Genomic DNA, 15,500 nt, shown 5'->3' with positions numbered 1-15,500 from the left:
ATTATCCAAACCAGAAGATGTGACGCAGATGAAAGGGAAACGGATGAAGATTTCCATGATATGCTACACCCTCACAGGGCAGCAGACTGGGGAAAAATTAAAAAAGGAACTGGAAAAAGAGGGGCATTTGGTTTCTCTTTTTACCAAAAGTAAATACATACAGGATTCTATAAAGGAAAGCTGCAGAGACTGGACAAAAGAGCAGTTTGAAAGTGCTGATAGCATTATTTTTATTGGGGCCACCGGAATTGCAGTACGCAGCATAGCTCCTTTTGTACAGAGTAAAAAGAAAGACCCGGCAGTGCTGGTGGTCGATGAATGTGGAAAGTTTGTGATTTCCCTGCTGTCAGGACATCTTGGAGGGGCAAATGAGCTTGCACATATGGCGGCAGATATTCTTAAGGCAATTCCTGTGGTGACAACTGCTACGGATCTTGAGGGTAAATTTGCAGTGGATGTATTTGCGAAGAAAAATAACTGTCATATCTTTCGGATGAAAGAGGCAAAAGAAGTCTCTGCCGCACTTCTGGCAGGTGAAAAAGTGGGGTTCTACAGTGAATTTCCGTGGGATGGGAAATTGCCAGACGGACTGATTGGTTGCAAGGCTGGTACAGCGTTTTCAGAAGTGCAGGTTGAAAGCGCGGCTGATAAATTGTTTCCGGAAATGCAGATGAAAACTGTGGACGGTTCCTCTCTTCCCAAAGTGGGAATTGCAGTGACCATACATAAAAACTGCATTCCATTTCTTTCAACCACTCATGTAGTTCCGCCAGCTGTTGTTTTGGGAATGGGCTGCCGGAAAAACAAAGAACCGGAAGCTGTGGAAAGTGCAGCATATAAATGTCTGGAGAAAAATGAAATTTATCCGGAAGCGGTTGCTGCATTGGCAAGTATTGACGTAAAAAAAGAAGAACCCGGGCTTCTTGGGCTGGCAGAGAAATTAGGAGTGCCATTTGAGACATATTCCAGTGAACAGCTTCTGGCAGTACAGGGTGATTTTACTCCATCTTCTTTTGTAAGCCAGACAGTGGGCGTGGATAATGTATGCGAAAGAAGTGCAGTGAAAGCTGCAAAAGATCTGTTTCCATGCAGGAAAGAAAACAGATCTGCCCAAGATACAAAGAATATTTCCAATGAAACAAATAATTATAAAACAGATAAACAAGCAGATGTTACGATCATACAGAGAAAACATGGTGCAGAGGGCGTGACAACGGCCCTTGCTCTTGGAGATTGGAGGTTTCGTTTTGAATAAAGAAAAGAAAATTTATGTAGTCGGAATTGGTCCTGGTTCTTATGATGGAATGACAGGAGCCGCCGCATCAGCTCTTGAAAGAAGTGACGTAATCGTAGGATATACCGTTTATATTGATCTGGTAAAAGATCATTTTCCAGGAAAATCTTTTCTCACCACACCAATGAGAAAAGAAGTAGACCGTTGTGTGATGGCTTTTGATGAAGCGATGAAAGGACAGACGGTTTCCATGATCTGCAGTGGCGATGCTGGTGTATATGGAATGGCTGGGCTTATGTATGAAGTTGGGGCAAATTACCCGGATGTGGATCTGGAAATCGTACCTGGGGTTACAGCTGCTACTGGCGGCGCTGCAGTTCTTGGCGCACCTTTAATCCACGATTTCTGTCTGATCAGTCTCAGTGATCTGCTTACACCATGGGAAAAAATCGAGAAACGTCTCCTTCTGGCTTCTGAGGCAGATTTTGTCATCTGTCTTTATAATCCGTCCAGCCATAAAAGACACGATTATCTGAAAAAAGCCTGTGAGCTTATGCTTCAGTACAAGTCTCCGGAAACTGTGTGTGGCACCGTGCAGAACATTAACCGTGAAGGGGAAACAGCCCGGGTTATGACATTAGGAGAACTGAAGGATACACAGGTTGATATGTTTACCACGGTATTTATTGGAAACTCACAGACCCGGAACATGAATGGAAAAATGGTAACGCCTAGAGGATATAAAAATGTCTGATGTGGTTGTGTTTGCAGGTACAACAGAAGGCTGTGAGATAAGCAGCTTTCTGGCAAAACATAAAGTAAGTGTGATTGCCTGTGTTGCCACGGATTATGGCAGTAAATCCTTAAAAGAGGACGAATACCTGAAAATCCATGCAGGCCGTCTGAATAGTGAGGAAATGGAAGCTTTGCTGAAAAAGCATAGCCCCCGGCTGGTGCTTGACGCTACTCATCCCTATGCAGCGGAAGTGACGGAGAATATCCGGTCAGCCTGCAAAAATACAGGCTTTTCCTATGAGAGAGTACTTCGCGAAAAAGGCGTTCATCAGAATCAGGCTGTGTATGTGGAAGATACAGAGGCAGCAGTGAAATTTCTGGAGGGTACCAAAGGGAATATCCTGCTTACCACAGGCAGTAAGGAGTTGGGAAAATTTACCGCTTTGCCGGATGCTGGCGAGCGTATTTATGCAAGAGTGCTGTCTTTGCCATCTGTAATGGAAACCTGTAAGGGTTATGGATTTGAGGGTAAGCATCTGATCGGTATGCAGGGGCCTTTTTCCATGGAGTTAAATGCCGCCATGCTTCGTCAGTATGACTGCAGATATCTTGTGACAAAAGATACAGGAAAAGCAGGTGGCTTCCAGGAGAAGATAGATGCTGCACTTATGAATGATGTGATTCCTGTTATAATCGGAAGACCTTTGCAGGAAGAGGGGCTTTCTGTAGCAGAATGTAAGCATATGCTGACAGAACGTTTTGGAATTGCCATGAAGTCACATGTTACACTTCTTGGGATTGGAATGGGAAGTGAGGAAACTCTTACCATTCAAGGCAAAAAGGCAGTTCAGAAAGCTGACCTGATCATTGGAGCCAAACGTATGGCGGATTCTATCCGGGAACCCGGGCAGCCAGTGGTATATGAATATCGTAGTGACATGATTGGAAACTATATTAAGGACCATCCGGAATATGAGAATATTGTTATAGCACTGTCTGGAGATGTAGGATTTTACAGTGGAGCGAAGAAGCTGCTGGATGTATTGAGAAAAGGGAATCAGGAAGAACACTTTGCAGAGGTTGAGATCATTTGTGGAATTTCCTCAGTAGTGTACTTTATGTCTCGTATAGGTCTGTCCTGGGATGATGCAAAAATCACCAGCGCCCACGGCAAAAACTGTAATCTGATTTCCATGATCAGACAGAACCAGAAAGTGTTTTCCATCCTTGGAACCAGAAGCGCAGTGGCAGAGCTGGCGCAGAAGCTGGTGAATTATGGGATGGGAGAGGTGGTTCTTCATGTGGGAGAAAACCTTTCTTATCCAGAGGAAAAGATTTTCCAGGCGAAAGCAAGAGAACTGACTTTTTATGAAGGACAGGCGTTAAGCGTTGTGTGTGCATATAATGAAGATGCCAGATGCGCTTTTTCCACCCATGGAGTTCCAGATGAGGAATTTATCCGGGGAAAAGCACCTATGACAAAGGAAGAGGTGCGTTGTGTATCCCTTTCTAAGCTAAGGCTTCATGAGGATTCTATCTGCTATGATGTAGGAGCTGGAACTGGTTCTGTTTCCGTGGAGATGGCCCTTCGTGCAGATCAGGGGAAAGTGTTTGCTGTTGAGAAAAAGGATGATGCTGTGGCGCTTCTGTATGAAAATAAACAGAAGTTTGCGGTAGATAATCTGGAAATTATAAAAGGAGAAGCGCCGGAGGCGCTTAAAGAACTGCCAGTTCCTACACATGCGTTTATCGGTGGTTCTTCCGGAAACCTGAAAGAAATCATTGCTTTACTTCTGGAAAAGAACCAGAATGTGAGAATTGTGATCAACTGCATTACTTTGGAGACTATCAGTGAGGCACTGGATGTATTAAAAGAGTATGATTTCGCAGAGCGTGAAGTGGTGCAGCTTGCAGCTTCCAGATCGAAAGAGATTGGCAGATATCATCTGATGATGGGAGAGAATCCCATTTACATTATTACTTGTCAGAATCCCCAAAATAAGTTATGAGTCATGAAAGACAGTCTCAAAACTGATTTTTTATCTGCGGCGTTGTCGTTAATATAACAGAAAATTAATTTTCGCTGTGTCAGGAGTGCATAGGGCGGTAAGGAGGAATTGCATGGAAAAAAGAATACCTAGGATTTTGCTTGCGGCAGGAGCCAGCGGAAGCGGAAAAACCCTTCTTACCTGTGGCCTTTTGCAGGTGCTGGTGAACAGAGGTTTAAGGACCGTGTCCTTTAAGTGTGGACCGGATTATATCGATCCCATGTTTCATACTCAGGTCATTGGTACGAAATCCCGCAATCTGGATACCTTTTTTACAGAAGAAGAGATTACGAAATATCTTCTTGCAAAAAACAGCGCAGACTGCGAGATCGCTGTGATGGAAGGGGTTATGGGATTTTATGATGGTGTGGCAGGAACTACAACAAAGGCCAGTGCTTACGATCTGGCGAGAGTGACGGATACACCTGTCGTTCTGATTGTGAACAGCAAGGGGATGAGTGTTTCTCTTGCGGCTTACATAAAGGGATTTATGGAATACAAAAAGGACAGCCATATCAAAGGTGTGATCTTTAATCAGATGTCCCCTATGCTGTATCCCAGAATGAAGAAGCTTGTGGAAGAGGAGCTTGGCATTAAAGTGCTTGGCTATGTGCCCAAAGTGGAGGACTGCGTGATCGAGAGCAGACATTTAGGGCTGGTTCTTCCCGAGGAAATCCCGGAATTGAAGGGGCGTCTGCTAAAGCTGGCTGAGATTCTGGAAGACAGTCTGGATGTTGATGCAATTTTGCACATGGCGAAAGAGGCTCCGGCTGTGGAGTATCCTTCTCTGGAGAAATTCAGCCCGGCATTTACGTGGAAGAGTTCGCGAGGGGTTCGAATCGGCCTTGCCAGGGATGAAGCATTTTGTTTCTTTTACGAGGATAATCTGGATCTTCTCCGTGCTATGGGAGCCGAACTGGTTCCGTTTTCGCCTATCCACGACAAGCATTTACCTGAAAATCTGGACGGCATTCTTCTCTATGGAGGATATCCGGAATTAAACGGAAAAGCGCTGGAAGAGAATGTTTCCATGCGGCAGGAAATTGCCGGGGCAATAAAAATCGGAATGCCTTGTCTGGCAGAGTGCGGCGGTTTCATGTATCTCCATGAAAAAATGGAGGGAATGGACGGAAACTTCTATGAGATGGCAGGCGTTATCCCGGGAAAGGTGTGGCGTACCCCAAGACTTACCAGGTTTGGATATATCACATTGGAACAGAACTTATCAGCATTGAGAGGGGAGGACAATGTAAAGAATAAAATCCAGGTTCTGGGACAGGCGGATTTAGGTCTAAGTCCAGCCCATGAATTCCATTATTTTGATTCAGAAAACTGTGGAACGACCTTCCATGCTTCAAAGCCCCAAAGCAGTCGTGGCTGGGACTGTATACATGGAACAGACCGCCTGCTGGCTGGTTTCCCTCATCTTTACTATTATGCCAATCCGCGAATCCCTCAGGCATTTCTGAAAAAATGTCTGGAATACAAAGAATCTGCAAAAGGCTACAACAATAAGTCATGAGAATAATTTTTGAATAAAATAATAATCTTTTGGTATTTCAAAATGGAATACTCCAAAGAAGATATAGCGCCTGGAAAACAGGTGCGCATAAGGAGTTATTAAAATGATACGATTACTAACCCTCCCTGCAGGTTTTATCCTAGACCTGATCATGGGAGACCCAAGATGGCTATATCACCCGGTATGTCTTATTGGAAAACTGATCAGCATACTGGAAAAAGGAATCCGCAAAATTTTCCCCAAAACAGAGAAAGGGGAATTGGCAGGAGGCATTCTGGAAGTAATTCTTGTCTGTCTGATCACTTTTTTTGTTCCTTATGGTGTGATCCATCTGCTTTATAAATGGAATTTCTGGCTTGGATTTGCACTGGAAACGTTCTGGTGCGGACAGCTTCTGGCAACGAAATCCCTGAAAACTGAGAGTATGAAGGTATATGACCGCCTGAAAAACGGAACGATCGAGGAAGCCCGTTATGCAGTTTCCATGATCGTAGGACGTGATACCCAGGCACTTTCAGAAGTGGGAGTAACGAAAGCTGCAGTGGAAACCGTTGCGGAAAATTCTTCCGATGGGATTATTGCGCCCATGCTTTATATGGCAATCGGTGGAATCCCTCTGATGTTTTTGTACAAGGGAATCAATACCATGGATTCCATGCTTGGATATAAAAACGACAAATACCTGTATTTTGGAAGATGTGCCGCAAAGCTTGATGATGTGGCAAACTTTATCCCAGCCAGAATTTCCGGCTGGCTGATGGCTTTGTCCACGGTGTTTGTAGGTATGGACACCAAAAATGCAGTGAAAATATACAGAAGAGACCGCCGCAATCATGCAAGCCCTAATTCAGCGCAGACAGAAGCGGCTATGGCAGGTGCACTGGACGTACAACTGGCAGGAAACGCCTATTACTTCGGAAAACTCTATGAAAAACCAACCATCGGAGATCCGATCCGTCCGGTTGAGATTGAGGATATAGAAAGAGCGAATAAGCTGCTTTATGCGACCTGTATTGTGGGTGCAGTTCTCTTTTGCGGATTTAGTGCACTTTTGAAGATTTTGTTCTGAAATGGAGATAACAATGGAAAAACATATACATGGCGGTGATGTTTATCATCACCAGGGGTGTATCGACTTCTCTGCAAACTGTAATCCTCTTGGCACCCCTGAGGGAATCAAAAAGGCGATCATCAAAAGTCTGGAGCATATAAACGATTATCCCCAGGTTGGCTGTACTCCCTTAAAAGAAGCCATTGCAGAATATGAGAATACGAAACCGGAGCAGGTGATCTGCGGAAATGGTGCGGCAGAGGTGATCTTTTCTCTTTGCCGGGCTGTGAAGCCAGGTAAAGCCCTGGTTCCGGCGCCAACTTTTGCGGAGTATCAGCAGGCATTATATAGTGTAGACTGTCAGGTGGATTTTTATTCTCTGGATGAAAAAAAACAATTTGTATTAGACGAGGATTTTATCCAGAGTCTGACTGCGGAGCTTGATATTATTTTCCTGTGTAATCCCAATAATCCTACCGGGCTTCTGGTGGAGAAGCCATTGCTGAAAAAAATCCTGAGACGATGCCAGGAACTTGGTATTATTATGGCAGTGGATGAGTGTTTCCTGGATTTCGTTCCGTCACCCGAGAAATATACCTTAAAGGAATATCTGGAAAGCTATGACAATCTGTTCCTTTTGAAAGCGTTTACAAAGCGGTATGCCATGGCAGGTGTGCGGCTTGGCTATGGCCTTTGCGGAAACCAAAAGCTCTTGGAAAAAATGGAAAGTGTGTGTCAGCCCTGGAATGTTTCTTCTATGGCACAGGCGGCTGGTCTGGCAGCTTTACAGGAAACCGAATATGTAGAAAAGGGAAGACAGATGACCTTTCGGGAACTGGATTATCTGAAGAAGGAATTGACCGCACTTGGGTATCCGGTTTATCCGTCACAGGCAAATTATGTTTTCTTTACAGGTCCGGTGGATTTGTATGAAAAATTGGAGCAGAAGAAGATTTTGATCCGTGATTGCAGCAATTATACAGGGCTTTCTAAGGGATATTACAGAGTGGCAGTAAAAAATCATGAAGAGAACAGGCAACTGATTAAAGCACTGAAAGAACTTTCGTGATAGCAGTTCACCGTATTATTATAGAGGAGGAACACATTTTGGCAAAAGCGATTATGGTGCAGGGGACAATGTCCAATGCCGGAAAAAGCCTTCTGGCAGCTGGCCTTTGCAGAATTTTCAAGCAGGATGGATACCGGGTGGCACCCTTTAAATCCCAGAATATGGCGTTGAATTCCTTTATTACAAAAGAAGGGCTTGAAATGGGACGTGCCCAGGTGATGCAGGCAGAAGCAGCCGGAATTGCTCCTTCTGTCCTTATGAATCCTATTTTGTTAAAGCCTACAAATGATGTAGGCTCCCAAGTGATTGTAAATGGAGAGGTCCTGGGAAATATGAGCGCCAGGGATTATTTTAAATATAAGAAAAAACTGGTGCCGGATATTATGAAGGCTTACAATACACTTGCCGCCGAAAATGATATTATTGTTATAGAAGGAGCCGGAAGTCCGGCTGAAATTAATTTAAAAAGTGACGATATCGTAAATATGGGTATGGCAAAAATGGCAAAGGCTCCGGTGCTTCTGGTTGGGGATATCGACCGTGGAGGTGTTTTTGCCCAGCTGATCGGAACGGTCATGCTTCTGGAAGAAGATGAAAAGGAGATGGTAAAAGGTCTGATCATCAATAAATTCCGTGGAGATAAAACCATTCTGGATCCTGGTGTGGAAATGCTGGAGGAGAGAAGCGGCATTCCGGTTGTGGGGGTAGCTCCGTATCTGAATATCCAGGTAGAGGATGAGGACAGCCTGACTGAGCGTTTTGAAACCAAACGTACCGTGGATCTTATTGATATTGCAGTGATCCGTGTGCCGAGAATTTCCAATTTTACGGATTTTAATCCGTTGGAAAGCATTCAGGGTGTTTCTCTTCGCTATGTGAAAAATCCATCGGAGCTTGGCAATCCGGATATGATCATTTTGCCGGGAACAAAAAATACCATGGAAGACCTTCTGTGGATGCGGGAAAATGGTCTGGAGGCACTGATCTTAAAAGAAGCGGCAAAGGGTAAGCTGATTTTTGGAATCTGCGGTGGTTATCAGATGATGGGGGAAAGCTTAAGCGATCCTCATGGAGTGGAAGCTGGTGGAACCATTAAAGGCATGGGGCTTCTGCCCATGGATACGGTTTTTGCCAGGAAAAAAACAAGAACCAGAGTGGAAGGTTCTTTTGGTCCGCTTACAGGCGCTTTTGCAAAGCTAGGTGGTACAGCCCTGGAAGGCTATGAGATCCACATGGGTGAGACGGTCCTGAAAGGAGAAGCAAAGCCATCTACTGAAATTCAGGATAGCGTAACCGGTGAACGTAAGTCAGATGGAGCGTACCTGGATAATGTGTGCGGAACCTATGTACATGGTGTTTTTGATAAAGAGGCGGTTGCTGAGGCAATTGTGCAGATCATAGGAGAAAAGAAAGGTCTGGATGTATCCGGAATGACTGGAATGGATTTTCAGGCATTTAAAGAGACCCAGTATGACATTCTGGCGGCAGAGCTTCGGAAACATCTGGATATGGATAAAATTTATAAGATTCTGGATGAGGGAATTTAGAAAGGACATAAAGATGAAGGTAGAACTGGAAAATGTAAAACCTATGGATATAGAAAAAAGAAGCTTTGAGATCATCACAGAGGAGCTTGGTGACACTCCTCTGATTCCTGGTACGGAACTGGTGGTAAAGCGATGTATTCATACAAGCGCGGATTTTGATTACGCGAAGAATCTTTGCTTTTCTGAAAATGCAGTGGAAAAGGCAATCCAGGCAATCAAAGAGGGGGCCTGCATTGTAACCGATACCCAGATGGCAAAAGCAGGAATCAATAAGCGTGCCCTTGCAAGATACGGAGGAGAGGTTTACTGCTTTATGTCTGACGAAGATGTAGCCAAAATTGCAAAGGAAAATGGTTCTACCCGTGCTACAGCAAGCATGGATAAGGCAGCAGGTCTTGACAAAAAGCTGATCTTTGCCATTGGAAATGCACCTACTGCATTGGTTCGGCTTTATGAGCTGATCGAGGATGGCAAACTGAATCCGGAGCTGATCATCGGTGTGCCGGTTGGCTTTGTAAATGTGGTGCAGTCCAAGGAACTGATCATGCACACAGAGGTGCCATATATCGTGGCCCGGGGACGTAAGGGAGGGTCAAATATTGCGGCATGTATCTGCAATGCACTGCTGTATATGATCGACAATAACCGGGGATAAACCTGTTCCAGGAAAAGGAACACTTGATTTTAATTCTTTGTCTATGAAATAACAGATTTCAAAAGTTCACACGCTGGAACAAAATCCTGTACCGGCATGGATGAGCAGGACATAAGTATGGTCACAGCGCCCGCTGTTTCTTTTAAAATCTGTAGATGCAGGCCTTTTTCATGGGCCTGCTTTTTTATTTCTTCCCCATTTTTAGAACAAGGCAAAGTAAGGGCCAGACTGGTGCCAGCGGCTCCAACCTGAATTTGGCACCCGGAGCAAAATACCTGGCGGACTGCACTGCGAAGCTGTTTTAATTTAGAAGAATACAGTCGTTTCAGCCTTCTGGTCTGTGCGGCAAGGTGACCGTCACGGATAAACTGGCAAAGCGCGATTTGTTCTGCCTTGGAGGCAGTCTGGTTATAGAATCCTGCTTTATTTTTATAAGCTTCCAGAAGTTCTGGAGGCAAAATCATAAAGCTGATTCGGATAGAAGGCAGCAGCAGTCTGGAAAATGAACCGATATAAACCACACCCTGCCCTCCGGAAAGTCCGAAGAGGGAAGGAGTAGGCTTCTGGAAATAGACGAATTCGTTTTCGAAATCATCTTCGATGATCAGGTGATGGCGTTCGTCTGCATATTTCAGAAGCTCCAGACGGCGTTTTACTGGCATGATCTCGCCCCATTTTGTCATGTGCGCAGGGGAAACGTAGACCACATCGCAGTCTTTATCACGATAATGGATATCATATCCGTAATCTTTGAAAACCGTGCTTCCGTGAACGAAAGAGGGGGTAGGGAAGGATACCTGGTGAAACTCTGGATATACTTCATGGATAAGAGGACACAGGATCTGCAGAAGGCTCTGGAAGCTGGCGCCGACTACAATATCGTCCGGGGAACAGAGGATGTTTCGACGCTCCCGGATATAATCTGCCAGAGTTTCCCGGAAATCAGCTTCGCCCTGGGGCTCTCCATAAGTGAGCATCCTTTCATTCTGGCGAAGGGCGCTTTTCATATAACGGCTCCACAGATCGAAACGGAAACTCTCTTTATCTACGCCGGAAGAGGCCAGGTCGTAACGGTAGTGAGGTTCATCATGTCTGCCCGGCTGGCTGCTTTTGTGCTGATGAAAGGCAATTTCTGTAACGTAGTAGCCGCTTTGGGCTTTTGCCATAATATAGCCGTCTGCGGCAAGCTGGAGGTAGGCAGTCTCGATAGTGGTACGGGAGAGCTTCAGCTCCTGGGAGCATTTCCTGAGAGAGGGCATTTTGCTTCCTGGTGTCATTTTTCCATCCAGGATCAGCTTTTTGTAGTATTCATAAACTTCCATATAAAGATGTGTGGTACGCTTCTGATTTTTTTCAATGTCTAACATAAAACTGTCCCCTCTAAAATACTTTAATTTGGATATTTCGATATATACACATAGGTGTTATTCTACAATATAAACGAAAAATTTACAATAGAAATCGTGGCGGAAACGTCAGATTATTGGAAACTGGAGTGATGTATTTGAAGAAAATAGCGGTAATTCAGGACTTGTCCGGCCTGGGGAAATGTTCTCTGACAGCGGCAATCCCGGTGATCTCGGTCATGGGCGTACAGGCGGTACCTTTGCCAACGGCAGTGCTTAGCAACCAGACTGGTTATCCTTCTTATTACTGTGATGATTATACAGAACATATGGAACAGATCATGGAAGAGTGGGAGAAACGGAAGTTTTCTCCAGATGGAATATATACCGGCTTTCTGGCTGACGAGGAGCAGGTAGATAAGATTCTGGATTTCCTCAGAAGATTTCAGAAAGAGCATACCATGGTGCTGGTAGATCCGGTTATGGGAGACAACGGCAAGGCTTATGGAATCTACACCAGGGGCTTGCGGGAAAAGATGATCCAGCTGGTGAAAAGTGCACAGGTGATCACGCCGAACCTTACGGAAGCACTGCTTCTTTTATATGGGAAAGAAGAGATGGAAAAAAGGTATGCAGAGCTTCTGGAACTGGATGGGGAAAAACGTCTGGAGCAGATTGAAAAGGTTGGGGAGCAGCTGGCAAAAGAATATGAGCTGCAGGCTGCAGTGATTACTGGTGTAGAATCTCAGGCGGAATTATGTGCACAGCAGATGGGAAATCTGGTAGTGGAAAATGGTCAGGCTTCCTGGTGCTTTGCTCCAAAGCTTGGCGGCAGCTATTCTGGAACAGGAGATTTGTTTGCTTCTGTACTTAGTGCAGGACTGGTAAAGGGAATGTCCATGATGACTTGCGTGGAACTTGCAGTGAATTTCCTCTCTAAAGCCATTGCCCAGACCGTGCAGGAGGGGACGGACCGGAATGATGGAGTCTGTTTCGAAGCGTATCTTGGGGAATTATGTAGAAATTGATAAAGAGAATAACAGAGGAGAGTGTGAATAATGGCTGATATCGTTTATTGCTATAATGATGAGGTATATTTTAACCTGACAAATAAATGCCCCTGCAACTGTACTTTTTGCATCCGCAATAACGGAGATTCCGTAGGCGGGGCGAAGACCTTGTGGTTTGACAGGGAACCAACAATGGAAGAAATTTACAAGGCCATTGATGCCTTTGATTTCTCCGGATACAAGGAGGTAGTATTCTGCGGCTACGGAGAGCCTACCATGGCGCTGGACAAGCTGATCGCTGTCAGTGAATATATGAGAAGCAAATATCCGGCGCATTTAGACCGTGATGGGAAACCCTGCCCAGGAATTAAACTTCGTCTGAATACCAACGGTCTCGGAGATTTGATCAACAAGCGTTCCATAGCCAAAGAGGTCTGTCAGGCTGTAGATATTATTTCCATTAGTTTAAACATGCCAGATGCCAAGTCCTACAATGAAGTGGTACGTCCGGCTTATGGAGAAAAAGCATTTGACGCTATGCTGAAATTTGCACAGGATTGCAAACAGTATACAGAAAATGTGAAATTCACGGTTGTAGACTGTATCGGCAAGGAAAACATTGAGAAAAGCCGTAAAGTAGCTGAGAAGCTTGGAATTCCGTTGAGAGTACGGGAGTATACGGCTGAATAAGATTAAGGGAAGAAAAAGACATCAATGCAGATGTTTCATAAAATCCAATAGAGCCTTTGTTAACAAGTTTTAGATTTATCTATGAGATTTTATGAAGTACGGAAAAATCTGCAATGGTGTCTTTTGATATGTGTAGGTTATTTTTGGCAAAAATTTTAACTGTTAGATTTGCGAAGTGTTTGAATTAGCAACTCTGTTAAGTGGTTGAACAGTCAGGCTTATTTTTTAATAAAGGTTTGCAAAACTTCTCGGAACTGGGGTACACAGGCCAGGATATCCGAATTCGCAAGATAAGGCGGTTCTTTATTTTCCCAGTCCGTGATGACGCCGCCGGCTTCTTTTAAAATAACGGTAGCCCCGCTGTAATCCCAGGGTTTCAGATTCTGTTCCAGATAAGCGTGCTGTCTGCCACAGGCTACATAGCAAATGTCAAGGGCAGCAGAGCCGGTACGCCTGAAATCTGCACAGTTCATAAAGATATTGTAAAATACCGGGAACAGTTCCTTTGCCCTGTCTTTTTCATAAGGTGAGGAGCCGAAAGATACCACAGCATCTTTGAATTCCGGCTGGTTGGACACATGGATAGGAGCTCCGTTCAGGTAGGCACCTTCACCCTTGGCACCATAGAAGAGCTCTTCCGTAAAAGGATTATAGACAACTCCGAAAGTGATTTCTCCATTTTCATAAAGTCCCAAAGAAACTGCGCTTAAATGATAATCCCGGATTAAATTGGTGGTTCCGTCTATAGGATCCAGAATCCAGTAAGATTTCCGGGAATCCAGTCCAAGATTCTCCTTCTCTTCAGCAATCAGTGCAATGTCCGGAAATTCTTTTCCAAGAGCCTCTTTCAGGTAATTTTGGACGGCAACATCTACATTGGTAACGTAATCGGCAGCCCCCTTTTCTGTAACCTTTTCATGAGCCATTTCCTGAAGAATCAAGGGCTTTGTTTGTTTCACCAGTTCTATGATTCTGGATTGGTTTTCTTTGTTCATATAAAAATACCTCCTAACGCTTGTTAAAAAACTTCAATAATCTGGGTGTTCTAGGGAAAATTTACCATAAACAGAAAGAAAGGGCAAATGAAAAATTAAGTTGCAAAAATATAAAAAAATTGAAACTGAGAAGTACAAATTTTATAAAAAGGACTAAATAAAAATGGAGAGACGAAATGTCCCTCCTGAAAGTTCAATTGTTGTTAACGCTATTTCAGCGGTGTCATTCGAATTGATAGTCATTCCGGTGTCTTTGAGTTTCTGAATTAGTTGTGTAATGGATAAAAAATTCTTAGGATATGTATACATAGCTCACCTCTGGATATAAAAAGTCCCGCCGGGTTGCGCATTCTTGCCGAAACAAGACTAAGCGTGGCGGGTTCTGTTACATATATTCTACTTGGAACGAACCAATCTGTCAATACTTTGGGACAGGTTTGCCAAGATTATTTTTGGGCTGCTATATAGAATGCGAATTAAAAAAAGATTAAATATCGGTTCTTAAAGTCAGAGTTACTTTGCGGAATATTGCAAAAATCACTGAGCCCACATCTGGACTCAAAGCAATGAGTGCGATATGCTAAACCGCATTGTGATTGGAATTTCGGCAAAGTAGTTCAGGCTTGCCAACGGTATTGAAAAGAGAAAAAACATCCGACCATATCTGAATAAGTAGCAGATTGATATGTTGGAAACACTGCAGAAAGTAGAAGTTGCCTTGGATATGAGAAAGAACCAGACGGAATGATTGTAGTTGTGCCGAAGTAGGCAAAAACGATAAAGCTGATTTATAAGCTGTTCCTGGACGGCATGACCGTGCATACCATTGCCGGAGAACTTACCAAACGAGGCATCAAGACACCCGGCGGCAAGGATAAATGGAATCAGTCAACAGTGCGGAGTAATCTTGCTAACGAAAAATATAAAGGCGATGCTCTACTGCAGAAATCCTGCACAGTAGATTTTTTGACAAAGAAAACGAAAACCAATGAAGGTGAAGTGCCGCAGTATTATGTGGAAAATAACCACGAAGCAATCATTGCTCCGCAGATTTACTGCTGCATCATCTACCAGTGCAATAATAAGTTTCGGAATAAAACTTACTTTCTATTTCAGTTTTTTGCAGTAAACTGCAAAAATCTTTTGCTACACAGATTGATTTTATTCGCACTTTAGCGTATGATAAATTCGGTTGTTTATGTCCTGCTTAGAGAGCGATTTAACATGAAGAATTCAAACCCTGTGTTCAATAGAGCAAATTACCGATGCTAAAAAGTCAGCTACTTATGGATTATTTCTGACAATGCAAAAAGCTTTTAAAGGAACTTTCAGCGTATCTGACGGGCATGCTCGAAGGCCATTCTGCTGAAAATTTGAAACATATGGAGTGCTTCTATACCATTTATTCGCATGACTGAATTGGGGAAACAGTGTTTACCCAATTCGAGAATCGTTTAATGCAAAAATCGGGAAAATGAGAATGTAATATGTATTATTGAGAATATGCAAAGTATTGGGACTTAATTTGAATGATATAGTCGAAAGCGTGTCAGACGACGATATAGGAGAATAAAAATTACAATTGATGGAGGAAAACA

At 43.8% G+C, this 15,500-nt stretch carries 13 protein-coding genes; 11 read left to right on the top strand and 2 right to left on the bottom strand.

All coding sequences use genetic code 11. The features are described from left to right. Window positions 1-28: 28 nt before the first annotated feature. From ACTQWB_RS03325 to ACTQWB_RS03290, 8 genes are all read left to right on the top strand, one after another. The gene (locus ACTQWB_RS03325; RefSeq protein WP_441500343.1) at window positions 29-1,255 is read left to right on the top strand and encodes a cobalt-precorrin 5A hydrolase; all 1,227 of its coding nucleotides are present in this window, start codon (window positions 29-31) and stop codon (window positions 1,253-1,255) included. Next, complete coding sequence (gene cobJ / locus ACTQWB_RS03320) at window positions 1,248-1,988, top strand: precorrin-3B C(17)-methyltransferase (protein WP_441500342.1); 741 nt, start codon at window positions 1,248-1,250, stop codon at window positions 1,986-1,988. Before ACTQWB_RS03325 ends, cobJ begins: the two co-directional genes overlap by 8 nt. After that, window positions 1,981-3,978: a precorrin-6A reductase gene (gene cobK / locus ACTQWB_RS03315; protein ID WP_441500341.1), complete on the top strand. Its 1,998-nt coding sequence runs from the start codon at window positions 1,981-1,983 to the stop codon at window positions 3,976-3,978. Before cobJ ends, cobK begins: the two co-directional genes overlap by 8 nt. Window positions 3,979-4,090: 112 nt before the next feature. Next, the gene (locus ACTQWB_RS03310; RefSeq protein WP_441500340.1) at window positions 4,091-5,539 is read left to right on the top strand and encodes a cobyrinate a,c-diamide synthase; all 1,449 of its coding nucleotides are present in this window, start codon (window positions 4,091-4,093) and stop codon (window positions 5,537-5,539) included. 103 nt (window positions 5,540-5,642) lie between these two features. Further along, the gene (gene cbiB, locus ACTQWB_RS03305) at window positions 5,643-6,608 is read left to right on the top strand and encodes an adenosylcobinamide-phosphate synthase CbiB (RefSeq protein ID WP_441500339.1); all 966 of its coding nucleotides are present in this window, start codon (window positions 5,643-5,645) and stop codon (window positions 6,606-6,608) included. Window positions 6,609-6,621: 13 nt separating this feature from the next. Beyond that, a complete protein-coding gene (cobD, locus tag ACTQWB_RS03300; protein WP_441500338.1) occupies window positions 6,622-7,659 on the top strand; it encodes a threonine-phosphate decarboxylase CobD in 1,038 nt (345 codons plus the stop codon). A 38-nt stretch (window positions 7,660-7,697) separates the two neighbouring features. Then, entirely contained in the window at window positions 7,698-9,206 is a 1,509-nt protein-coding gene (locus ACTQWB_RS03295; protein ID WP_441500337.1) for a cobyric acid synthase, read from the top strand. 13 nt (window positions 9,207-9,219) lie between these two features. Next, window positions 9,220-9,861 (top strand): precorrin-8X methylmutase, encoded by a 642-nt coding sequence (locus ACTQWB_RS03290; protein WP_441500336.1) that lies wholly within the window; start codon window positions 9,220-9,222, stop codon window positions 9,859-9,861. Window positions 9,862-9,902: 41 nt separating this feature from the next. Here ACTQWB_RS03290 and pdxR read toward each other — a convergent pair whose 3' ends face one another. Then, window positions 9,903-11,228, bottom strand: coding sequence for a MocR-like pyridoxine biosynthesis transcription factor PdxR (gene pdxR / locus ACTQWB_RS03285; protein WP_441500335.1), 1,326 nt, complete (start codon window positions 11,226-11,228; stop codon window positions 9,903-9,905). Between the two features lie 137 nt (window positions 11,229-11,365). Here pdxR and ACTQWB_RS03280 point away from each other — a divergent pair, with 137 nt between their 5' ends. Together ACTQWB_RS03280 and ACTQWB_RS03275 are read left to right on the top strand one after the other, a co-directional pair. Beyond that, window positions 11,366-12,235, top strand: a complete 870-nt coding sequence (locus ACTQWB_RS03280) for a pyridoxamine kinase (protein WP_441500334.1) — start codon at window positions 11,366-11,368, stop codon at window positions 12,233-12,235. Window positions 12,236-12,265: 30 nt separating this feature from the next. Further along, on the top strand, window positions 12,266-12,907 hold the full coding sequence (locus ACTQWB_RS03275; RefSeq protein ID WP_441500333.1) for a TIGR04100 family radical SAM protein: 642 nt from the start codon (window positions 12,266-12,268) through the stop codon (window positions 12,905-12,907). A 218-nt stretch (window positions 12,908-13,125) separates the two neighbouring features. Here the strand turns inward: ACTQWB_RS03275 and ACTQWB_RS03270 are convergent, their stop codons facing one another. Then, on the bottom strand, window positions 13,126-13,902 hold the full coding sequence (locus tag ACTQWB_RS03270) for an inositol monophosphatase family protein (RefSeq protein ID WP_441500332.1): 777 nt from the start codon (window positions 13,900-13,902) through the stop codon (window positions 13,126-13,128). A 777-nt stretch (window positions 13,903-14,679) separates the two neighbouring features. On the opposite strand from ACTQWB_RS03270, the gene ACTQWB_RS03265 reads away from it, so the two are divergent. Continuing rightward, window positions 14,680-15,078 carry a recombinase family protein gene (locus ACTQWB_RS03265; RefSeq protein WP_441500399.1) on the top strand — a complete coding sequence of 133 codons (399 nt, stop codon included), beginning with the start codon at window positions 14,680-14,682 and terminating at the stop codon, window positions 15,076-15,078. Window positions 15,079-15,500 lie beyond the last annotated feature (422 nt).

Source organism: Blautia sp. HCP3S3_H10_2 (genome assembly GCF_052122375.1).
In the GTDB taxonomy this organism is placed as follows: Bacteria; Bacillota; Clostridia; order Lachnospirales; family Lachnospiraceae; genus Blautia_A.
The sequence above is the reverse complement of the archived record's forward strand: the minus strand, read 5'-3'. Positions and strand labels throughout refer to the sequence as shown.

What these genes read in the sequence shown, in the direction of transcription:
- ACTQWB_RS03325 (WP_441500343.1), top strand. Translation starts at nt 29, where the DNA reads ATGAAAGGGAAACGGATGAAGATTTCCATGATATGCTACACCCTCACA.
- cobK (WP_441500341.1), top strand. Translation starts at nt 1,981, where the DNA reads ATGTCTGATGTGGTTGTGTTTGCAGGTACAACAGAAGGCTGTGAGATA.
- ACTQWB_RS03310 (WP_441500340.1), top strand. Translation starts at nt 4,091, where the DNA reads ATGGAAAAAAGAATACCTAGGATTTTGCTTGCGGCAGGAGCCAGCGGA.
- cbiB (WP_441500339.1), top strand. Translation starts at nt 5,643, where the DNA reads ATGATACGATTACTAACCCTCCCTGCAGGTTTTATCCTAGACCTGATC.
- cobD (WP_441500338.1), top strand. Translation starts at nt 6,622, where the DNA reads ATGGAAAAACATATACATGGCGGTGATGTTTATCATCACCAGGGGTGT.
- ACTQWB_RS03290 (WP_441500336.1), top strand. Translation starts at nt 9,220, where the DNA reads ATGAAGGTAGAACTGGAAAATGTAAAACCTATGGATATAGAAAAAAGA.
- pdxR (WP_441500335.1), bottom strand. Translation starts at nt 11,228, where the DNA reads ATGTTAGACATTGAAAAAAATCAGAAGCGTACCACACATCTTTATATG.
- ACTQWB_RS03275 (WP_441500333.1), top strand. Translation starts at nt 12,266, where the DNA reads ATGGCTGATATCGTTTATTGCTATAATGATGAGGTATATTTTAACCTG.
- ACTQWB_RS03270 (WP_441500332.1), bottom strand. Translation starts at nt 13,902, where the DNA reads ATGAACAAAGAAAACCAATCCAGAATCATAGAACTGGTGAAACAAACA.